Raw genomic sequence first — 17,500 nt, forward strand, 5'->3', positions numbered from 1 at the left:
CGCGGCCAGCACGATGGCCACCGGAAGCACCCCGCCCAACACGGCGAGCAGCACCACCAGCAGCACCCCGATCACCCAGGCGGGAGCCTCCGCCGCGATGGCGTCCGCCGCGTCCCCGCCCGGCACCGCGGCGTCCCCGTCGGTCGTCGTCCGGCGGCGCACCGGCCAGGCGGCCAGCACCAGCACGGCCGCCACCGCCACCGCGCCGGCCGCCAGACCGCCCCGGTACGCCCGGTCAGGGGCGAAGACGAGCCGGACCTCACCACCGGCGCCGGCCGGCAGCACCCAGGCCTGCTGCCACCCGTCCGCCCGGGAACTGGCCAGCGTCTTTCCGTCGAGAGTGGCCGTCCAACCGGCGTTGGCGTTCTCCGGCACCACCAGCAACGCCTGCTCACCGGCGGCGACCCGGACGGTACGGTCGGTCGCCGCCCAGTCGAGCACCGTCACCTCCCGGTGCCGGGGCCCGGGGCGCGCCTCGGCCTCCGGCCGCAGCGTCGCGTCCTGCACGACGAAGCCCGCCGACGGCGACGTGGCCAGCCGCTGTCCGCCCGCCGGCAGGTCCAGCACCGCACCGTCCTCGCCGCAGATGCCGACCGGCACCGGCCGTCCGGCCAGCACGTCCGACAGGCTGGCCGAGATCGAGGTGTCGTACCGGAAACCGCCCAACTCGACGGTCGGCCCGTCACCGCAGCGCTCCACCACCACCGCATCGGTGTCGACCGGGCTCAGCAGGCTCGCCAACGCCGGGATCTCCACCTCCGCGATGCCGGCCGTGGCGGGCCAGCCGTTGCCCCGCAGATCCGCCAAGCGCTGCTCGGTCTCCCGCACCACGATCTCGAGCCGGTCGGTACGCACCGCCGGGAAGCGGACCGTCCCGTCGGCCTCGACCGACACCCGCACCTCGCGGCCGGGCGTGTGGATCTCCACCTGTCGTGGCAGCGATCCGATCGGCAACTCGCTCCCCCGCAGCCGCAACCGGTCGACACGACGCTCGCCGGACCAGCTCAGCGTCAGGGTGGGACGCAGGTCCCCGGTGCCGGCCAGCCAGGCCGTTCCCGGGTCACCGTCGATCGCGGCGTACCCGGCGACCGCCGGGTCACCGCTCAGCCGGGACGACGAAGCAGCCCGCACCTTCGTACCGGACAGCGTCAGCTCACCACCCGGCCGCGGCACCGCCGTCAGCTCCAGCCGATAGGTGCCGGCGGCCGGGTTGCGGAACAACCGGTCCAGGCCCAGTGGTTCCTCACCGACCCGGGCGAGGAACCGGTCGCAACGGATCACCGTGCCGTCCGGCCGGGTGGACGCCCCACCGGAGCCACCGGCGGGCACCGCCTCCGGGCCGGTCCGCCGCGCCGGATAGCACGCCGGGCGGTCCGCCGGCCCACGGCTGAACGCCCAACTGACCGGTGTCGACAGGTCGTCCGGCAGATCCGCCGGGGCCCGCAGCGCGCGGCGTGGTTCGGTGTCCGGAATGGACATCTCCTCGATGCCGACGGCACCGTCGAGGCGGCCGCCGGCCACCGACAGCACCGTCACCCGGATCCGGCTGGTGGGGCCGGGCAGCGTGTAGTACGAGTGACCGCCCAGCGTGGGCGCCACCTCATGATCGACCGAACCCCGGTCCGTGGTGAGCCGGAACCGTTGCACCGGCCAGCCCACCGCCAGGTCGCTCACGAACGCGAGTCGCACGCTGTCGACCTGGCGAGGGGTGTCCAGATCCACCTGGAGCCACTGTTCGACCGGCCCGACCAGCGGTGCGGAGTGCCAGGCCGTGCCGCGTTCCCCGTCGATGGCGGCGAACGGCAGGTGCGACGGGTCGGCCGGGCCGAAGCTGTCCACGAAGCTCGCGGCCGACGACGCCGTCACCGCACGGATGCCCTGGTAGGTCGCGGTCGTCTGGTGCTGCTCGCCAGGGAAGGGCAGCACGTCGAGGGCGACCCGGCGCTGTCGTCCCGCCTCGTTCGCGGTCAACGTCTGGGAGAGGTTGTCCCGGACCCGACCGATGTCGCGCTCCCGGCGGCGTAGGCCGTCCGTGACGATCCACCGGTCACCCACCGCGTCGTCCGGAGACGTGGCCCGGTCACCGGCGAGCACCACGGGCCGGTCCCGCTCCACCACCCCCTGTTCCAGCAGGGGAAGCAGCGACTCCGGACCGCCGCTGACCGTCGGCACGTCGGCGGTCAGCACCGCCGAGGCCGGCGGCACCGGCCGCCGCACCTCGTACACCTCGATCGCCGCCGGGGAGCCGGCACCGTCGTCCACCGGGCTGCCGAGGGTCCGGGACAGCGCCTCGGTGGTGCCGAAGGTGGCCACCCGGGCGATACCGGGCGAGTCGGCCAACGCCCGACGCAGCACCGTCACCGGCGGCGCGTCGACCTGGGTCCGGTCGAGGTCGTTCCGCAGCAACAGGTGCCGGAAGCCGGAGCGGGCGAGCAGGTCGGCCAGGCCGGCCGAGCCCCGGCCGCTGGCCAGTACCTCCTCGACGCTGTCCATCATCCGGGTGTTGCCCGCCGACCCCAGCGGGATCTGGTTGCGCACCGCCCACGGCGCCTCGGCCAGCGCCTGCAACGGCTCGTCGACGGTGCGTCCCCAGTCGTACTGTCCGAAGCCGGAGCCGGGCACCACCAGCGTGCGGGCCAGCGCGTCGCGGTCGGCCAGCCAGGTCGCCGCCGATCGCCAGTGCGGCGGCAGGTCGGACCAGCCGGGGCCGGGACGCAACAGGCCCAGCCACGCCGGTGCGGCCGCACCCAGCACGAGCAGCAGCACCGGCACGAAGATCAGCGGACGCAGCCGGATCCCGGGCCGGCGGCGGGCCAGGGCGTGATGCATCCGGGTGGCCACCGCGTCGACACCGTGCGCGAAACCGAGCATCAGCGGCAGCCGCAGCACCGGGTCGAGCTTGTGCACGTTGCGGAACGGCGCCAACGGCCCGTCCAGCAGATCACGGACCACCCCGGAGAGCGGACTGTCGACCGCCCCGACGTAGCCGATGGTGAGCAGGGTCAGCCCGGTGAGGAACCCGGTCACCAGGAAACGCCGCTGCGGCAGCAGGTTGCCGGCCAGCCCGGCCAGCCCGATCAACGCCACCACCGCGGTCAGCGCCATCAACACCGGATGGTCGATCAGCAGCCAGCCCGCCGGCCACCACGGCTCGCCCTGCACGATGTACGCGACCCACTGGTTGGTGCCGCGTACCGCCTGGAACAGGGAGGCCACCGCGGTGGTCGTGGTGGACGACTCGATGTAGTCGAGGAAGGGGAGGCTGTACTGGCCGAGCAGCAGCAGCGGCACGATCCACCACAGGCAGACCCCGACGACCCCGACGCACCACCAGGCGACCAGCCGTACGTGCTGCGCGTCCCACCGTCGGGTGAGCAACCAGACGCCGGGCAGCAGCAGGGCCATCAGCACCACCGCCGCGTTGATCCCACCCATGCCGAGCACGGCCAGCGCGGAGAGCGCCGCCGCCCGGCGCGGAGAACCGATCCGGCGTACGGTCACCAGCGGCAGCAGCACCCAGGGCAGCATCGAGGCGGCCAGCGCCTCCGAGGAGAGCGCGCCGACCTCGGTGAGGATCCGCGGGGCCAACGCGTAGCCGAGCGCCGCCGCGTACCGCGTCGGTTCGGTGCCGATGTGCAGCGCCCGGGCCAGCCGCAGCAGCCCGTAGAAGGCGGCGACCAGCAGCAGTGTCGTCCACAGCCGCTGCGTGATCCAGGGCGGTACCGCCAGCCACTGCCCGGCGGCGAAGAACGGTCCCATCGGGAACAGGTAGCCGTACGCCTGGTTCTGCAACTCACCCGAGGTGGCTTCCGGGTTCCACAGGTGCAGCGCCCGGGCCATGAAGTGGATCGGGTTCGCGGCCAGGTCGAGTTTGGTGTCGAAGGTGACCTGACCGGGTCGCTGGCCGAAGGCGATCGCGGTGAGCAGCAGCAGCGACAGCACCGTGCCGGGCGAGCGGCGCAGCCGCGCCGGAATTCCCCTCATCGGCGGCACTCCGGCGGCAGGCAGCTCAGGTCGGCCAGCGCCGAGAAGAAGATGCGCCGCATCCCGCCCGGCTGCTCGGTGACGAAGACCCGCCCGCCGGTGACCTTCGTGATGGCCTTCAGCTCCTCCGGGTCGATGTCCGCACCGAGACCGATGAAGATGATCGGCAAGGGGCGGCGTGGTTCCTGCAACCGCTTGAGTTCGGCCAGGAAGTCAGCGCGGCCGATGCTGTCGTCGTCCTCGTTGCGCCCGTCGGTCATCACCAGCACCAGGTTGATCCGGCCCGGCGTCCAGTTGCGGCGCGCGTCGCGGTACGCGGCCAGCGTGCTGTCGTACAGTCCGGTGCCGCCCTGTGGTTTGACCCGGATCTCGGCCAACGCCTCGGTCAACCGTTTGCGCTGGCTACCCAGTGGGCGAACCGGCAGGATCTCGCGGTGGTCCCGGTCACCGTCGACCTTGGTGGAGAAGGCCCAGATGCCGAGTTCGCTGTTGTCCAGCAGCAGCGCCGCCCCCTCCCGAGCGGCCCGCACCGTGGCGTCGAGTCGGGTGCCACCGGCGGGTACCGGCGCGGCCATCGAACCGGAGATGTCCAGCAGGGTGAGGATCCGGGCGCTGCGCTGGACGCCGCTCCAACCGGTCAGCACGTCGCTGACCGTCTGCTCGGCGGGCAGCGGCACCGGCCGACGTTCCTCGGCCCGCAGCCGGTCGTCATCCGGCATGGCCGGCGGGAAACCGGCCGCGGTCCGGAAGCCGTAACCGGCGAACACCTCCCGGGCCTCGCCGGTCAGCAGCGTGTCGAGGAACGCGCCAGCGGCGTCACGGGCCCGCCCCTGCGCGGCGGGCAGCACCACGTACGGCAGGTCCAGCCAGGGCACGTCGACCTCCGGGTACGCCGCCACCAGCTTGCCGCTGGCCGCCAGCGCGTTGTGTTCCAGCACCGCCTGTTCGCTGGCGGCGACGACGCTCACCCGGCCGGGCAGGTCCTGGTTCGGGGTCAACGAGCTGGTTTCCTCGGCCGGGCTGAAGGTCCGCTCGGCGAGCCGACGCAACGTGGCCGCCACGGTCGCGGCCGAGTCCCGGTTGTCGTCGGCCAGTGCGCGGGCGCCGAGCAGGGCGCCGACCCCGGCCGGATCGGCCGCCGGATCGGGCAGCCCGACCTGGACCGCTTTCGCCCGGGTACCCAGGAGCGACGCCCAGTTCAGCGGCTTGTCCGGCCAACCGGATCGCCGTGCGATCCGGTCGGTGACGGCCAGCACGACCGGGGTGCTCGCCACCGACGTGCCCTGTCCGGGTACCTCGAAAGCACCAGCGGCACGGGCCCGGCGCAGCCAGAACGTCGACTCCGGCAGCCACGCGTCGGCCACGTCGCCGTCGTCGGCGAGTTCCCGGGCGACCGCCACCGACGGTCGGGCCCGCACCTCGACGGAGACGCACGGTTGGCTTCCGGCGTTGGCTCGCGCCACCCGGTCGAGGGCCGGGGCGATCACCGGAGCGGCCACCACTCGGAGCCGGACCTGTTCGACGCAGGTCGGGGTGCCCCGATCAGCCCGGATGTACGACACCGCCGCCCAGCCGGCGAGCAGCAGCGCGAGGGCGGCACTGAGCAGCACCACCGGTGAACGGCGGGACAGGACGCGCGCCGGCGCGGGACGGTCGGCAACCACCGCCGCCTCACCTCCTCGTCACGCCTACGGACGATGTCCCACCGCAGGTCACAACACCTGCCGCGACGACATCGGGCACCAGACGCCGGGCATCGCACGCGGTTGCGCTGCACACCCTGCCAAGGTTTCGGCCCGTCGGCAAACCCCTCGTCCCCGACCCGTTACCGGATCGTCGCCGCCAGATCTGCCCATTGCGCAGCCGGGCCGGACCGCCCTAGGGTGGCGCGATCGTGCTCACTTACTCACCAGTAGGAGCAGCGTGGACAACACCGACACCCCCTCCCGCCACGTCCTGTTCCTCAACTGGCGAGACACCACCAATCCCGAGGGCGGCGGCTCGGAGGTCTACATCGAGCGGATCGCCGCCGAGTTGGTCACCTTCGGTCACCGGGTGACTCTGCTCTGTGCCGCCCACGACAACGCCGGGCCGGCCGGGACCACCGAATCCGGCGTACGCGTGCTGCGGCGCGGTTCGCGGATGACCGTGTACCTCCGGGCGGCGCTGGTCTGCCTCGCCAGCCGGTTCGGCCTGGGCCCGCTGAGCCGACGAGGTCTCGGCCGACCGGACCTGATCGTCGACGTCTGCAACGGCGTGCCGTTCTTCGCGCCGCTCTACGCCGGGCGGCCGGTCATCGCGCTGGTCCACCACGTGCACCGGGAGCAGTGGCCGGTGGTGTTCGGACCGTGGATGTGCCGACTCGGCTGGTGGATCGAATCCTGGCTCGCGGTACGGCTCTACCGGCGGTGCCGCTACGTCACGGTCTCCGAGGCGACCCGCGCCGAGCTGGCGACCCTCGGCGTCGACGCCGAACGGATCGACGTGGTACCCAACGGAACCCCTCCGGTGACCGGTCCGTCCCTGCCCCGCACCCGCAACCCGTCGCTGCTGGTGCTCGGCCGCCTGGTTCCGCACAAGCGGGTCGAGATCGCCCTGCGTACGGTCGCCGAACTCGCCGCGGAGCTGCCCGAGTTGGAGCTGGTGGTGGCCGGGCAGGGGTGGTGGGAGGAGCCGCTGCGCGAGCGATGCGCCGCCCTCGGCATCAGCGACCGGGTGCGGTTCACCGGCTTCGTCAGCGAGGAGGAGAAGCACGCCCTGCTCTGCTCGGCCTGGCTCGCGCTCACCCCGTCCCTCAAGGAGGGCTGGGGCCTGACCATCGTGGAGGCGGCCGCCCGCAGCACCCCGACCGTGGCCTTCAGGTACGCGGGCGGGGTCGCCGAGGCGATGGTCGACACCGAGACCGGCCTGCTGGTCGACGACGAGCGGGAGTTCACGGCGGCCGTTCGGGAACTGCTCGCCGACGACGTCCGACGCAAGGCGATGGGCGAGGCGGCCCTGTCCCACGCCGCCCGCTACACCTGGACAGCGACCGGCGCCCGGTTCGCACAGCTGGTCACGGCGGCAACTCCGCGCAGCGGCTGATCAGCCGGGCACCCGAACGATCCTGGACACGACGAAAGGCGCCCGCGTACTGCGGGCGCCTTCGCGCCGTTCGAGGTCAGCGCGTGCCGTACAGCGGGGCCTCGGTCTGCTCACTCACCTTGGTGTTGGCAGCCTCCTTGGCGGACGGGCTGAGCACGTTCGCCAGACCGACGCTGCCGAGCATGCCGAGCACGACCCCGAGTACCCCGACGGCGACGAACGCGGGCAGGTTCCTCATCCACCTTCTCCTTCCGCGGGACTCGCGTGCCGGGACGCTACCACGCGGTAGCACAATCGCGCAGTGCCCGAAAAAACGAGGACCAGCACCACCGTTCCGGCCAACAGGTGCGCCAGGCCCACCGGGCCGGGACGGCTCGGCCGCGCCGCCGGACGCCACGCCGGATTCTCGTACAACGTCAGCTCGGCACCGGCGTACACCGGCCGCAGTCCGGCCAGCGTCGCCGGGTCCGGGGTCGGGCCGGCGGCGCGCTGCACCAGCACCCAGCGCGGGCCGGCCGCGGCCACCGGCTCGCCGGCCACCAGCAGCTCACGCAGCCGGGCGGCGCGCGGGTCCTCACCGGCGACCGCGGTACCGTCCACCCGCAGCGTGTCGTCGATCAGGACCGGCACGCCGAGGTAACGAGGCGCCGGATCGATCACCACCCGGCCACCGTTCCACGCGTAGCTCTGATACTCCTGGAACGGCAGCGACACCACCTCGCCCGGCCGCTCGTCGACGAGCCGCGCCACCGTCTCCCAGTCCGCCGGCCACGCCACCGGCCGCAGCCGTCCCGCGCCGCCGACGGCGAGGTCGGGCAGCACCGCCAGCGGCAGCAATGCCGCGCCGGCCAGCAGCACCCGCCCGGTGGCCTGGTCGAACCGGGTCGCGAGGCGTCCCGCCAATCGCTCCGCGCCGAGCGCTCCGGCGACCACCAGCAGCAGCACGTACGGCATCAGCAGCTTCTGCCCGTCGCGGAGCAGCCCGGCACCGGGCACGGCGGTGACCAGCCAGCCCAGCAGGCTCGCCCCACCGGGCAGCACCCCGAGCGCGGCACCCAGCCACGAGGCGACCGCCAGCAGGCCGAGCCGACCGACGACCGGCGCCGACCAGCGGCGCCACAGCACCGGCACGCCGTACCCGGCGACCGCCAGCACCAGCAGCGTCGCCACGGGTATCAGCCATCCGCCGCGGGACGCCGGGGTGGCCTGTCCGTTCCAGATTCCGCCGGTGCCGGCCAGCGCCACCAGCGGCCCCGCCCAGTTCTCCGCGCGGGCGGCGAAGACCGCCACCCCCACCGGGTCGGAGCGGCCTGAGCCCGTACTGACGAACCCGGCCACCAGCCACGGCGCGTTCAGCAGCAGCGTCGTACCAATCCCGGTCAGGGCGGTCCGGGCCGCTCCCGAGTACCGCCCGACCAGCAGCACGGTGACCACGACCAGGGCGAGCAGCCCGCCGGTCGGAGTGATCGCGGACGCCGCCGCGGCCAGCAACAGCCGACGCAGGGCACCCCGCTCGCCGTCACGCACCCCGATCGCGGCCCGCACCAGCCAGGGCAGTGCGGCGTACGCGACCAGCAGCCCCCACTGCCCGATCAGCAGCCGCTCGGCCAGGTACGGCGTCCACGCGTACCCGAGGGCGGCCACCACCCGCACCCCGACCCGCTGCGTCGGCACCAGCCGCGCGGCGCCCAGCGCGGCCAGGTAGAGAATCGCCACCAGCACCAGTCGTTGCAGCAGCCACCCGGGGAGCAGCTGCGAGACCAGCGCCACCACGGCGTCCTGCGGGACGGCCCGGGGCAGGGCCGTGGCCGGGGCGATGACCTCCCAGCTCAAGGCCGGCCGGGGCACGAAGACCATGTCGTAGCGCAGCACGTACCCGGGCAGGGCCAGCGGCGCCAGCACCACCGTCGTCACGGTGGCGGCCACCACGTGCGGCACCAGCCGTTCCCGCATCCGTCGACCTCACCACTGCCGGCGCGCGGCGATCGGCCGCGCTGGTGGCGGCCACTGTACGCGGCCGTGGTCGGGCCGATGACCATCGAACCATCCGTTGACCTGATGTAAGGCGCGACGGTCGGTGTGGCAGTGTTCCCGCCATGGCAGCGAACCCTTCCCCGCCTTCCCTCACGGTCGACCGGACCGTTGGTCCGGACGCGCCGCGCCGGGACCGGGTTGATGCGGGTTCGTCGATGCCCACGGGGGGTGCCCCGGCGGCGGAGGGCACCGGCGGTTGGCTGGGTGCGGACCGGATCCGGACGGTGGCGCTCGCGATCGTCGCCCTCAGCGTGCTGTGGCGCGCCCAGTTGGCCTCGCGCGGCTTCCTGGCAGCCGACGACTACGTGATGATCACACAGGCGGCCGAGGCCGACCTGACCGTCGGGCACCTGCTCACCCTCTACAACAACCACCTCATGCCCGCCGGCCGGCTGATCACCTGGCTGATCACCGAACACCTCGGGATGGTGTACTGGCCGTACGTGCTGCTGATGGCGCTCGGCCAGGCGATCCTCGGCATCGCCTTCCTCCGGTTGCTGCGCCGGCTGCTGCGACCGTCCTGGCTGTTGCTCCTGCCGCTCGGCGCGCTGATGTTCAGCCCGTTGACGCTGGAGGCCACGTCGTGGTGGGCCGTCGGGGTCAACATGCTGCCGATGCAGATCGCCATGGTGCTCGCGGTGAGCGCACAGGTCAGCTACGTGCAGACCGGGCGCAAGCGGCATCTGCTGACGCTGGCCCTGTCCGTGCTGCTCGGCCTCGTCTTCTTCGAGAAGGCGATCCTGGTCGTCGCGCTGGTCTTCCTGCTCACTGCCGCCCTCTACGCCGACGGCGGCTTCTTCCGTACCCTCTGGATCACCCTCCGCCGCTGGTGGCCTTCCTGGTTGCTGCTGACCGCGCTGTCGCTCGGCTTCCTCGCCGCCTACCTGATCAACTCGGAGTCCTCGCTGCGGCGGCCGACATCGGTCGGCGAGGTGTTCACCTTCCTCACCCAGATGCTCGGGTCCACCGTGATGCCGGGCCTGGTCGGTGGGCCGTGGCGATGGCTGGGGGCCGGGGACGGCGCACCGGTCGCGGCACCACCGGAACTTGGCAGGTGGGTGGCCTGGACCCTGGTCGTGGCCCTGATCGTGGCGACCGTACGCCGCCGTCGTCGCGCCGGCCGCGCCTGGCTGCTGCTCGGGGCGTACCTGGTCCTGGTGGCGGGCATGCTGGCCGCGACCCGACTCGGCTCCACGTTCAGCGGGGTCGCCGGTGGCGTGCCCCGGTATGTCAGTGACGTCGTCGTGGTGGCCGCCATCTGTCTCGGCGTCGCCGTGGTCGGGCTGGCCCGGCCGTCCCGGGGCACCAGGGAAACCGAACCGGCAAACCTCGACATCTCGCCAGCGGGACCGGAGGTCCACCCGAAACCAGCGGACGTGACGACTCCGGACCGCACCGTGGCCGTACCGAGCAGCGCCCCGACCGCACCGGACCCCGTGTCGTCCACCCCGCCGGCCGGCTCGACCACACCGGTGCTGGCCGAGTCGGTCCGGACCGGGCCACCGAGACAGGTGGTGGCGAGGCTCGGCGTCATCCACGCGGAAGCTCCCGTCGACCCCGAGCCGCAGCCCACCGCAGCAGCCGAGCCGGTGCCGTCGGTGCTGACCCCCGAACGCGTGCCGGACGGTGCGGCCGGCGCAGTCGACAGCCCGGGGCCGGTCGCCAGCCAGCACCCGGCCGGTGGGCCGGATCCGGGCGACGCCACGGCTCCATCGGCGTCCCCGCGCCAGGCCGTCGAGCAACCGGCCGAGCCGGAACGGCGACCGCTGGTCGCCGACTCTCCTCCTCCGCCCGGGCTGTTCGGTCCGCTGCCGGAGCGCTACCGGGAGGCGGTGCACGTCGTGCTCGCCCTGGTGCTCGTCGCCGTCTGTTTGGGCACCGTCTGGACCACGTCCCGGTACAGCGACGAGTGGGCGGCCAAGTCCGGCAGGTCGTACGTCGACACGGTGCGGATCGAGATGGCCAGCGCGCCGCCGGACACCGTGTTCTTCGACGGCCCGGTGCCCAACGAGGTCGTGCCCAACCTGTCCTGGCCGTACAACCTGCAGTCCCGGTTCTTCCGTGCCTTCGGCACCCGCCCCACGTTCGTGGACGAGGCCGACAACCTGTCGGTGCTGGACTCCCTCGGCCGGATCCAGGTGGCCACGGTCATCGGCAGCACCATCCAGCCGGGACCACAGGAAGGCTGCGGCTACCTCGTCTCCGGCGGGCAGAGCGTACGGATGCCGCTCAACGAGCCCCGTCAGGACTGGCACTGGGTGGTCCGGATCGGCTATCTCAGCTCGACGACCGGCACGGCGACGCTACGGCTCGGCACCGGCACCGCCGAGTTCCCGATCAAGAAGGGCCTCAACCAGCGATTCTTCCGCATCATCGGCGGCGGGGACTCGGTCGAGTTGACCGTGCGCGGGACGGACATCTCGTTCTGCACCAACGAAATCGCGATCGGCAACCCGGCACCGAAGCCCGAGTAGGCCGAGCCGGCATGGCCCAGACCACCAGCAGGGACGTCGCACGGGTGCGACTCGGCGCGGCCGGTGCCGCGGTCACCGTCGCGACCGTGGTGACCAATGCCCTGGCGTACGTCGTTCCGATGCTCGGTGCGCGCCGGCTCACCGCCGCCGACCTGGGCGCGCTGGCGACGGTTCTCGCGCTGGCCGCGATCGCGGCGGTACCCGGCTTCGGTCTGCAGATCGCGGTGGCCGCCCACCGGGCCCGCCGGGGCGCTGGTGACACCCGCCGTCTCGGGTTACGAACCGCAGCCCTCACGGCCGGGGTGACGACTGCCGCCGCACCGGTGCTGACCGTCGCCCTGCGGCTGCCGCTGGCACTCACGCTGCTGCTCGCCACCACCACGTTCGCCACCGTGCTCAGCGGGCGGTGGCTCGGCGAACTCCAGGGGCAGGAACGTTTCCTGCGGCTCGCCGCGGCGATGGTCGCGGTGGCCCTCGGTCGCTACGGGGGACTGGTCGCCGGGCTGCTGCTCGGCCGGGGGCCGGAGGTGTGCCTGCTCCTGACCACCCTGACCGGCCTGTTCGCGCTGCCGCTCCTGGCCCGTCTCGCCAGTTCACCCGAGTACCCGCGACCGGCCGACCCGGCCACGTCCGATCGCCCCGATGTCGTGACCGGGACGTCACCCGCCCGGCACCCCGCCGGGCAGCGACTAGGGGCGCGGCAGGTGATGACGGCGTGCGGCGCGACGCTGGCGATGCTCACCATCTCGTACGCGGACCTGATCCTGGCCCGCCAACTCCTACCGGCGGCCGACTCCGGCGCGTACGCCGTCGGCGCGGTCCTCAGCAAGGGTGCCCTCTGGGCGCCTCAGGTCGTCACGCTGCTGGTGCTGCCCCGGCTGGCCCAGGGTGATCGGCGGGCCCGACTGGTGGCCCTGGCGCTGATCCTGGCGTGCGGGGCGGTCCTGGTGGTGAGTTCGGCGGTCGCCGGCGAGCTGGCCTTCCGGCTCGTCGGCGGCGCCGATTATCTGCACCTGGCAGGGACGGCGCCGATGTTCGCGGCCGTCGGGGCGCTCTACGCGGTGGTCTTCATGCTGGTGAACGATCGGGTGGCGACCGCCGCGCGATGGCCCGCCGCGCCGCTCTGGCTGGCGACGGCCGGGCTGACCGCGGCAGCCGCCCTGGTCGCGCCACGCACCGTGACGGGGGTGCTGAGCTGCTCGCTGACCGTCGCCACGCTGTCTGCCGTGGTGATGGCCTGGCTGGTGTTCGTGCGCGGTCGGCACTGACAGGCGGGACATCCGACCGTCACCAGGAGTGACAATTCGGCCTGCCCGCCACGTTGAACGGGCACGACTGGGGATCCGTGGCGACTCGGGCTCCCCGACGGTGGTTCGGTTGGCTACCGTGGTTCTCTTCCGGAGTAGGATCCCCTGGCTCCGCATGCGGTACGTCGCTAAGAGGTAGTTGTGACGCTGTACGGCGAAGAACGCCCCCCGCCGGCCGACGATCGGCCGACGGTGCAGGTGACTGCGGTCAGTTGGCCGATCGAAGAGCCGGTCCGACCGGCGCCCGTTCCGCCGGACGGCGACCGATCCCGCTCCCGCCGATTCCGGCTGCTGCTCGCCTCCGGCGTGGCCACCGCCGTGCTCGGCTCGGTGGGCGCGGTGGCGGTCTGGGCCTACGCGGGTGACGTCCCGCGCGGCACCAGCGTCCTCGGTACCGAACTCGGTGGGCGCAGCCGGACGGACGCCGCGCGGGAGCTACAGGCGCAGCTGGACCGCCGGGCGGCCGAACTCCAGGCCCCCATCCAGGTACGCGTCGGCGAGCGGACGGCCGAGATCAATCCCGCCGAGGTGGGGCTCACCGTCGACGTGGAGGCCACCGTGGCCGCCGCCGCCGCGACGAGTGCCCACGCCGTGGACCGCCTGGTCGGCTCGCGGGAGGTCGAGCCGGTTGTCTCGGTGGACGTGCCGAAGCTGGAGACCGCGCTGAAGGAGCTCGTGGGCGACCAGGGCCGGAAGATGACCATGCCGGCGATCACCTTCTCTGGTACGAAGCCGAAGGTGCGCTACCCGAAGTCCAGCCTCACCATCGACCCGGAGCATTCCGCCGAGGTCGTCAAGCAGGGCTGGTTGAACGGGCAGCCGGTGACCGTCCCGCTTGTCGAGAACCACCCGGCCACCACGGCCGAGGAGGTTGACCGGCTGGTCGCCGAGCTGGCCGAGCCGGCGGTGGCGGCACCGGTCAAGCTGACCACGGAGCGTGGTTCGGTCACCATTCCGCCGACGGCCATCGCGAAGGGCCTCCGGTTCAAGGCCGACAAGACCGGCAAGCTCACGCCCAGCGTGGACGTCAAGAAGCTGAAGGCCGCGCTCGGCAGCAAGCTCGACACCGTCGAGGTGGCCCCGAAGAACGCCACGATGAGCATCTCTGGCGGCAAACCGAAGGTGAAGGACGGACGGCCCGGCAAGCAGGTCGACACCAGCAGTCTCGGTAGCGACCTGCTCGCCGTCCTGCCGAGCGGCACGGATCGTACGGTCTCCGCCGAGCTGAAGCCGGTCGAGCCGAAGCTGACCGCGGCGAAGCTCCGCAGCCTGGGGATCAAGGAGAAGGTGTCGTCCTTCACCACCAACTTCACCGGCGGGCTCTCCTCGCCCCGTAGCCAGAACATCGTGACGATCGCCAACGATGTGAAGGGCACCGTGGTCCTGCCCGGCGAGACGTTCTCGCTGAACGGTCACACCGGCGAACGCGGCTACGCCCAGGGCTACCGGGACGCGCCGGTGATCCTCGACGGCAAGTTGGTGCCGGGCGTCGGCGGCGGCACCTCGCAGTTCACCACGACCCTCTTCAACGCCTCCTACTACGCCGGCTTGGAGGACGTCGAGCACAAGCCCCACTCGTACTACTTCAGCCGGTACCCGGCGGTCATCGAGTCGACCATCTTCTGGCCCAACCTCGACTTCAAGTTCCGCAACAACACCGAATACGGCGTGCTGATCGACACCTCCTACACCGGCAGTTCGGTGACGGTATCGATGTGGAGCACAAAGATCTGGGACAGCGTGAAGACCGAGTACGGCCCGCGGCGGAACATCACCTCGCCGAAGACCGTCTACCTCGAACCGGGCCCGAGCTGCATCCCCGCCAACGGCAGCCAGGGCTTCACCCAGGACGCGTTTCGGGTGATCAAGAAGGACGGCAAGGTCGTCAAGCGGGAGAAGTTCAGCTGGACCTACAGTGCGGAACCCCGCTTCATCTGCGCCAAGAAACCCGCCTGACGTCCACCGGGCGCCAGCTCGGTCACGGCCCCGCCCGCCTCCGCGCCGGCGGGGCCGTTCCCTGTCGAGGCGCTCCGACGAGCTTCGCGACTATGCCTGACCGACTTCTCGACGGCGCCGCCTACCCAGGTCATCGGGAGACGGCGTCGGAACCATGCGTTCTTCCTGCACCCGGATCTCCAGGCGAGAGCGATAGGCAGCCGGATGCCAGATCTCCTCGAACGAGCCGCTAATCGCGCCGCCGACACCGCGGCGACGAACACGTGCTGGGCCGAGGGCGTAAGCCGGAAGGAGCCCCAACGCGTTTGAGGGCCACCCCATCAGGGGTGGCCCTCAAACGAAGAATGTCCGGCGGTGTCCTACTCTCCCACACCCTCCCGGGTGCAGTACCATCGGCGCTGGAGGGCTTAGCTTCCGGGTTCGGAATGTGACCGGGCGTTTCCCCTCCGCCATGACCGCCGTAACCTTATCAACATGTCAAACAACACCAATTTGCTGACACTATCGTGTCAGGGGTGTGTGTTTGTTTGTTGTGAGTTACACAGTGGACGCGAGCGATCGTTGTAGTCAAGTCCTCGGCCTATTAGTACCGGTCAACTGAACCCGTTACCGGGCTTACATTTCCGGCCTATCAACCCAGTCGTCTAGCTGGGGGCCTTACCCACCCGAAGGTGGTGGGATACCTCATCTTGAAGCAGGCTTCCCGCTTAGATGCTTTCAGCGGTTATCCCTTCCGAACGTAGCTAACCAGCCGTGCCCCTGGCGGGACAACTGGCACACCAGAGGTTCGTCCGTCCCGGTCCTCTCGTACTAGGGACAGCCCTTCTCAAGTATCCTACGCGCACGGCGGATAGGGACCGAACTGTCTCACGACGTTCTAAACCCAGCTCGCGTACCGCTTTAATGGGCGAACAGCCCAACCCTTGGGACCTGCTACAGCCCCAGGATGCGACGAGCCGACATCGAGGTGCCAAACCATCCCGTCGATATGGACTCTTGGGGAAGATCAGCCTGTTATCCCCGGGGTACCTTTTATCCGTTGAGCGACACCGCTTCCACACGCAAGTGCCGGATCACTAGTCCCGACTTTCGTCCCTGCTCGACCCGTCAGTCTCACAGTCAAGCTCCCTTGTGCACTTGCACTCAACACCTGATTGCCAACCAGGCTGAGGGAACCTTTGGGCGCCTCCGTTACCCTTTAGGAGGCAACCGCCCCAGTTAAACTACCCACCAGACACTGTCCCTGAACCGGATAACGGTCCGAAGTTAGATACCCGAATCAACCAGAGTGGTATTTCAAGATTGCCTCCACCCATACTGGCGTATGAGCTTCACCGGCTCCCACCTATCCTACACAAGCCGACTCAAATACCAATGTCAAGCTATAGTAAAGGTCCCGGGGTCTTTCCGTCCTGCCGCGCGTAACGAGCATCTTTACTCGTACTGCAATTTCGCCGGGCCTGTGGTTGAGACAGTGGGGAAGTCGTTACGCCATTCGTGCAGGTCGGAACTTACCCGACAAGGAATTTCGCTACCTTAGGATGGTTATAGTTACCACCGCCGTTTACTGGCGCTTAAGTTCTCCGCTTCGCCCCGAAGAGCTAACAGGTCCCCTTAACGTTCCAGCACCGGGCAGGCGTCAGTCCATATACATCGAATTACTTCTTCGCATGGACCTGTGTTTTTAGTAAACAGTCGCTTCCCCCTGCTCTCTGCGGCCATACAACGCTCCACCCGCGCGGGGCTTCACGTCTCCGGCCCCCCTTCTCCCTAAGTTACGGGGGCAATTTGCCGAGTTCCTTAACCACAGTTCGCCCGATCGCCTCGGTATTCTCTACCTGACCACCTGTGTCGGTTTGGGGTACGGGCCGCTCGAAACTCGCTAGAGGCTTTTCTCGGCAGCATAGGATCACTGACTTCACCTGAATCGGCTCGGCATCACGTCTCAACCTTCATGCACCACGGATTTGCCTATGATGCGGTCTACACGCTTACCCCGGCACAACCACCGGCCGGGCTCAGCTACCTTCCTGCGTCACCCCATCGCTTGACTACTACCCGCCAGGTTCCCACGCTCCCCAACCTCGACCCGAAGGTCTCGGCTGGTTCGGGTGGTTAGCACAACGAGGTTCGTCAGGGACGCTCCTTCGCGGGTACGGGAATATCAACCCGTTGTCCATCGACTACGCCTCTCGGCCTCGCCTTAGGTCCCGACTCACCCAGGGCGGATTAACCTGGCCCTGGAACCCTTGGTCATCCGGCGGAAGGGTTTCTCACCCTTCTTTCGCTACTCATGCCTGCATTCTCACTCGTGCCGCGTCCACAACTCGATCACTCGGCTGCTTCACCCCCGGCACGACGCTCCCCTACCCACCCACACACCTGCACACCACCCCGAAGAGTGATGCGAAGTCATTGTGTGAGTGCCACAGCTTCGGCGGTGTGCTTGAGCCCCGCTACATTGTCGGCGCGGAACCACTTGACCAGTGAGCTATTACGCACTCTTTAAAGGGTGGCTGCTTCTAAGCCAACCTCCTGGTTGTCTATGCGACCCCACATCCTTTTCCACTTAGCACACGCTTAGGGGCCTTAGCTGGTGATCTGGGCTGTTTCCCTCTCGACTACGAAGCTTATCCCCCGCAGTCTCACTGCCGCGCTCTC

General features: G+C 70.4%; 8 protein-coding genes and 2 rRNA genes (1 of these 10 cut by a window edge). 4 read left to right on the forward strand and 6 right to left on the reverse strand.

Features of this window, described 5'->3' with window-relative positions:
- Positions 1-3,984 (reverse strand): alpha-(1->3)-arabinofuranosyltransferase (locus O7605_RS00290; protein WP_269737372.1); only part of this gene is annotated, 3,984 nt, incomplete at its 3' end.
- Entirely contained in the window at positions 3,981-5,648 is a 1,668-nt protein-coding gene (locus tag O7605_RS00295; RefSeq protein WP_269737373.1) for a substrate-binding and VWA domain-containing protein, read from the reverse strand. The genes O7605_RS00295 and O7605_RS00290, both read right to left, overlap by 4 nt.
- 259 nt (positions 5,649-5,907) lie before the next feature.
- Here O7605_RS00295 and O7605_RS00300 point away from each other — a divergent pair, with 259 nt between their 5' ends.
- The gene (locus O7605_RS00300; RefSeq protein WP_269737374.1) at positions 5,908-7,068 is read left to right on the forward strand and encodes a glycosyltransferase family 4 protein; all 1,161 of its coding nucleotides are present in this window, start codon (positions 5,908-5,910) and stop codon (positions 7,066-7,068) included.
- A gap of 76 nt (positions 7,069-7,144) precedes the next feature.
- On the opposite strand, the gene O7605_RS00305 is transcribed toward O7605_RS00300, so the two are convergent.
- Both O7605_RS00305 and O7605_RS00310 read right to left on the reverse strand, forming a co-directional pair.
- Complete coding sequence (locus O7605_RS00305; RefSeq protein ID WP_164449583.1) at positions 7,145-7,306, reverse strand: hypothetical protein; 162 nt, start codon at positions 7,304-7,306, stop codon at positions 7,145-7,147.
- Positions 7,303-9,021 carry a hypothetical protein gene (locus O7605_RS00310; protein WP_269737375.1) on the reverse strand — a complete coding sequence of 573 codons (1,719 nt, stop codon included), beginning with the start codon at positions 9,019-9,021 and terminating at the stop codon, positions 7,303-7,305. Before O7605_RS00310 ends, O7605_RS00305 begins: the two co-directional genes overlap by 4 nt.
- 236 nt (positions 9,022-9,257) lie before the next feature.
- Here O7605_RS00310 and O7605_RS00315 point away from each other — a divergent pair, with 236 nt between their 5' ends.
- From O7605_RS00315 to O7605_RS00325, 3 genes are all read left to right on the forward strand, one after another.
- Entirely contained in the window at positions 9,258-11,576 is a 2,319-nt protein-coding gene (locus O7605_RS00315) for a hypothetical protein (protein ID WP_269737376.1), read from the forward strand.
- Between the two features lie 11 nt (positions 11,577-11,587).
- Complete coding sequence (locus O7605_RS00320) at positions 11,588-12,844, forward strand: polysaccharide biosynthesis protein (RefSeq protein ID WP_269737377.1); 1,257 nt, start codon at positions 11,588-11,590, stop codon at positions 12,842-12,844.
- A 180-nt stretch (positions 12,845-13,024) separates the two neighbouring features.
- Positions 13,025-14,839 (forward strand): VanW family protein, encoded by a 1,815-nt coding sequence (locus O7605_RS00325; protein ID WP_269737378.1) that lies wholly within the window; start codon positions 13,025-13,027, stop codon positions 14,837-14,839.
- A 346-nt stretch (positions 14,840-15,185) separates the two neighbouring features.
- Here the strand turns inward: O7605_RS00325 and rrf are convergent.
- Positions 15,186-15,302: ribosomal RNA gene (gene rrf / locus O7605_RS00330) — 5S ribosomal RNA — on the reverse strand.
- A 100-nt stretch (positions 15,303-15,402) separates the two neighbouring features.
- Positions 15,403-17,500 (reverse strand): 23S ribosomal RNA (locus O7605_RS00335); it runs 1,012 nt beyond the window's last position.

Origin of the sequence: Verrucosispora sp. WMMA2121 (assembly GCF_027460185.1) — a bacterium.
Lineage (GTDB): Bacteria > Actinomycetota > Actinomycetes > Mycobacteriales > Micromonosporaceae > Micromonospora > Micromonospora palythoicola.

Bases quoted from the DNA above. Each gene is read 5' to 3' on its own strand.
- O7605_RS00305 (WP_164449583.1), bottom strand. From the start codon at position 7,306: ATGAGGAACCTGCCCGCGTTCGTCGCCGTCGGGGTACTCGGGGTCGTG.
- O7605_RS00310 (WP_269737375.1), bottom strand. From the start codon at position 9,021: ATGCGGGAACGGCTGGTGCCGCACGTGGTGGCCGCCACCGTGACGACG.
- O7605_RS00315 (WP_269737376.1), top strand. From the start codon at position 9,258: ATGCCCACGGGGGGTGCCCCGGCGGCGGAGGGCACCGGCGGTTGGCTG.
- O7605_RS00320 (WP_269737377.1), top strand. From the start codon at position 11,588: ATGGCCCAGACCACCAGCAGGGACGTCGCACGGGTGCGACTCGGCGCG.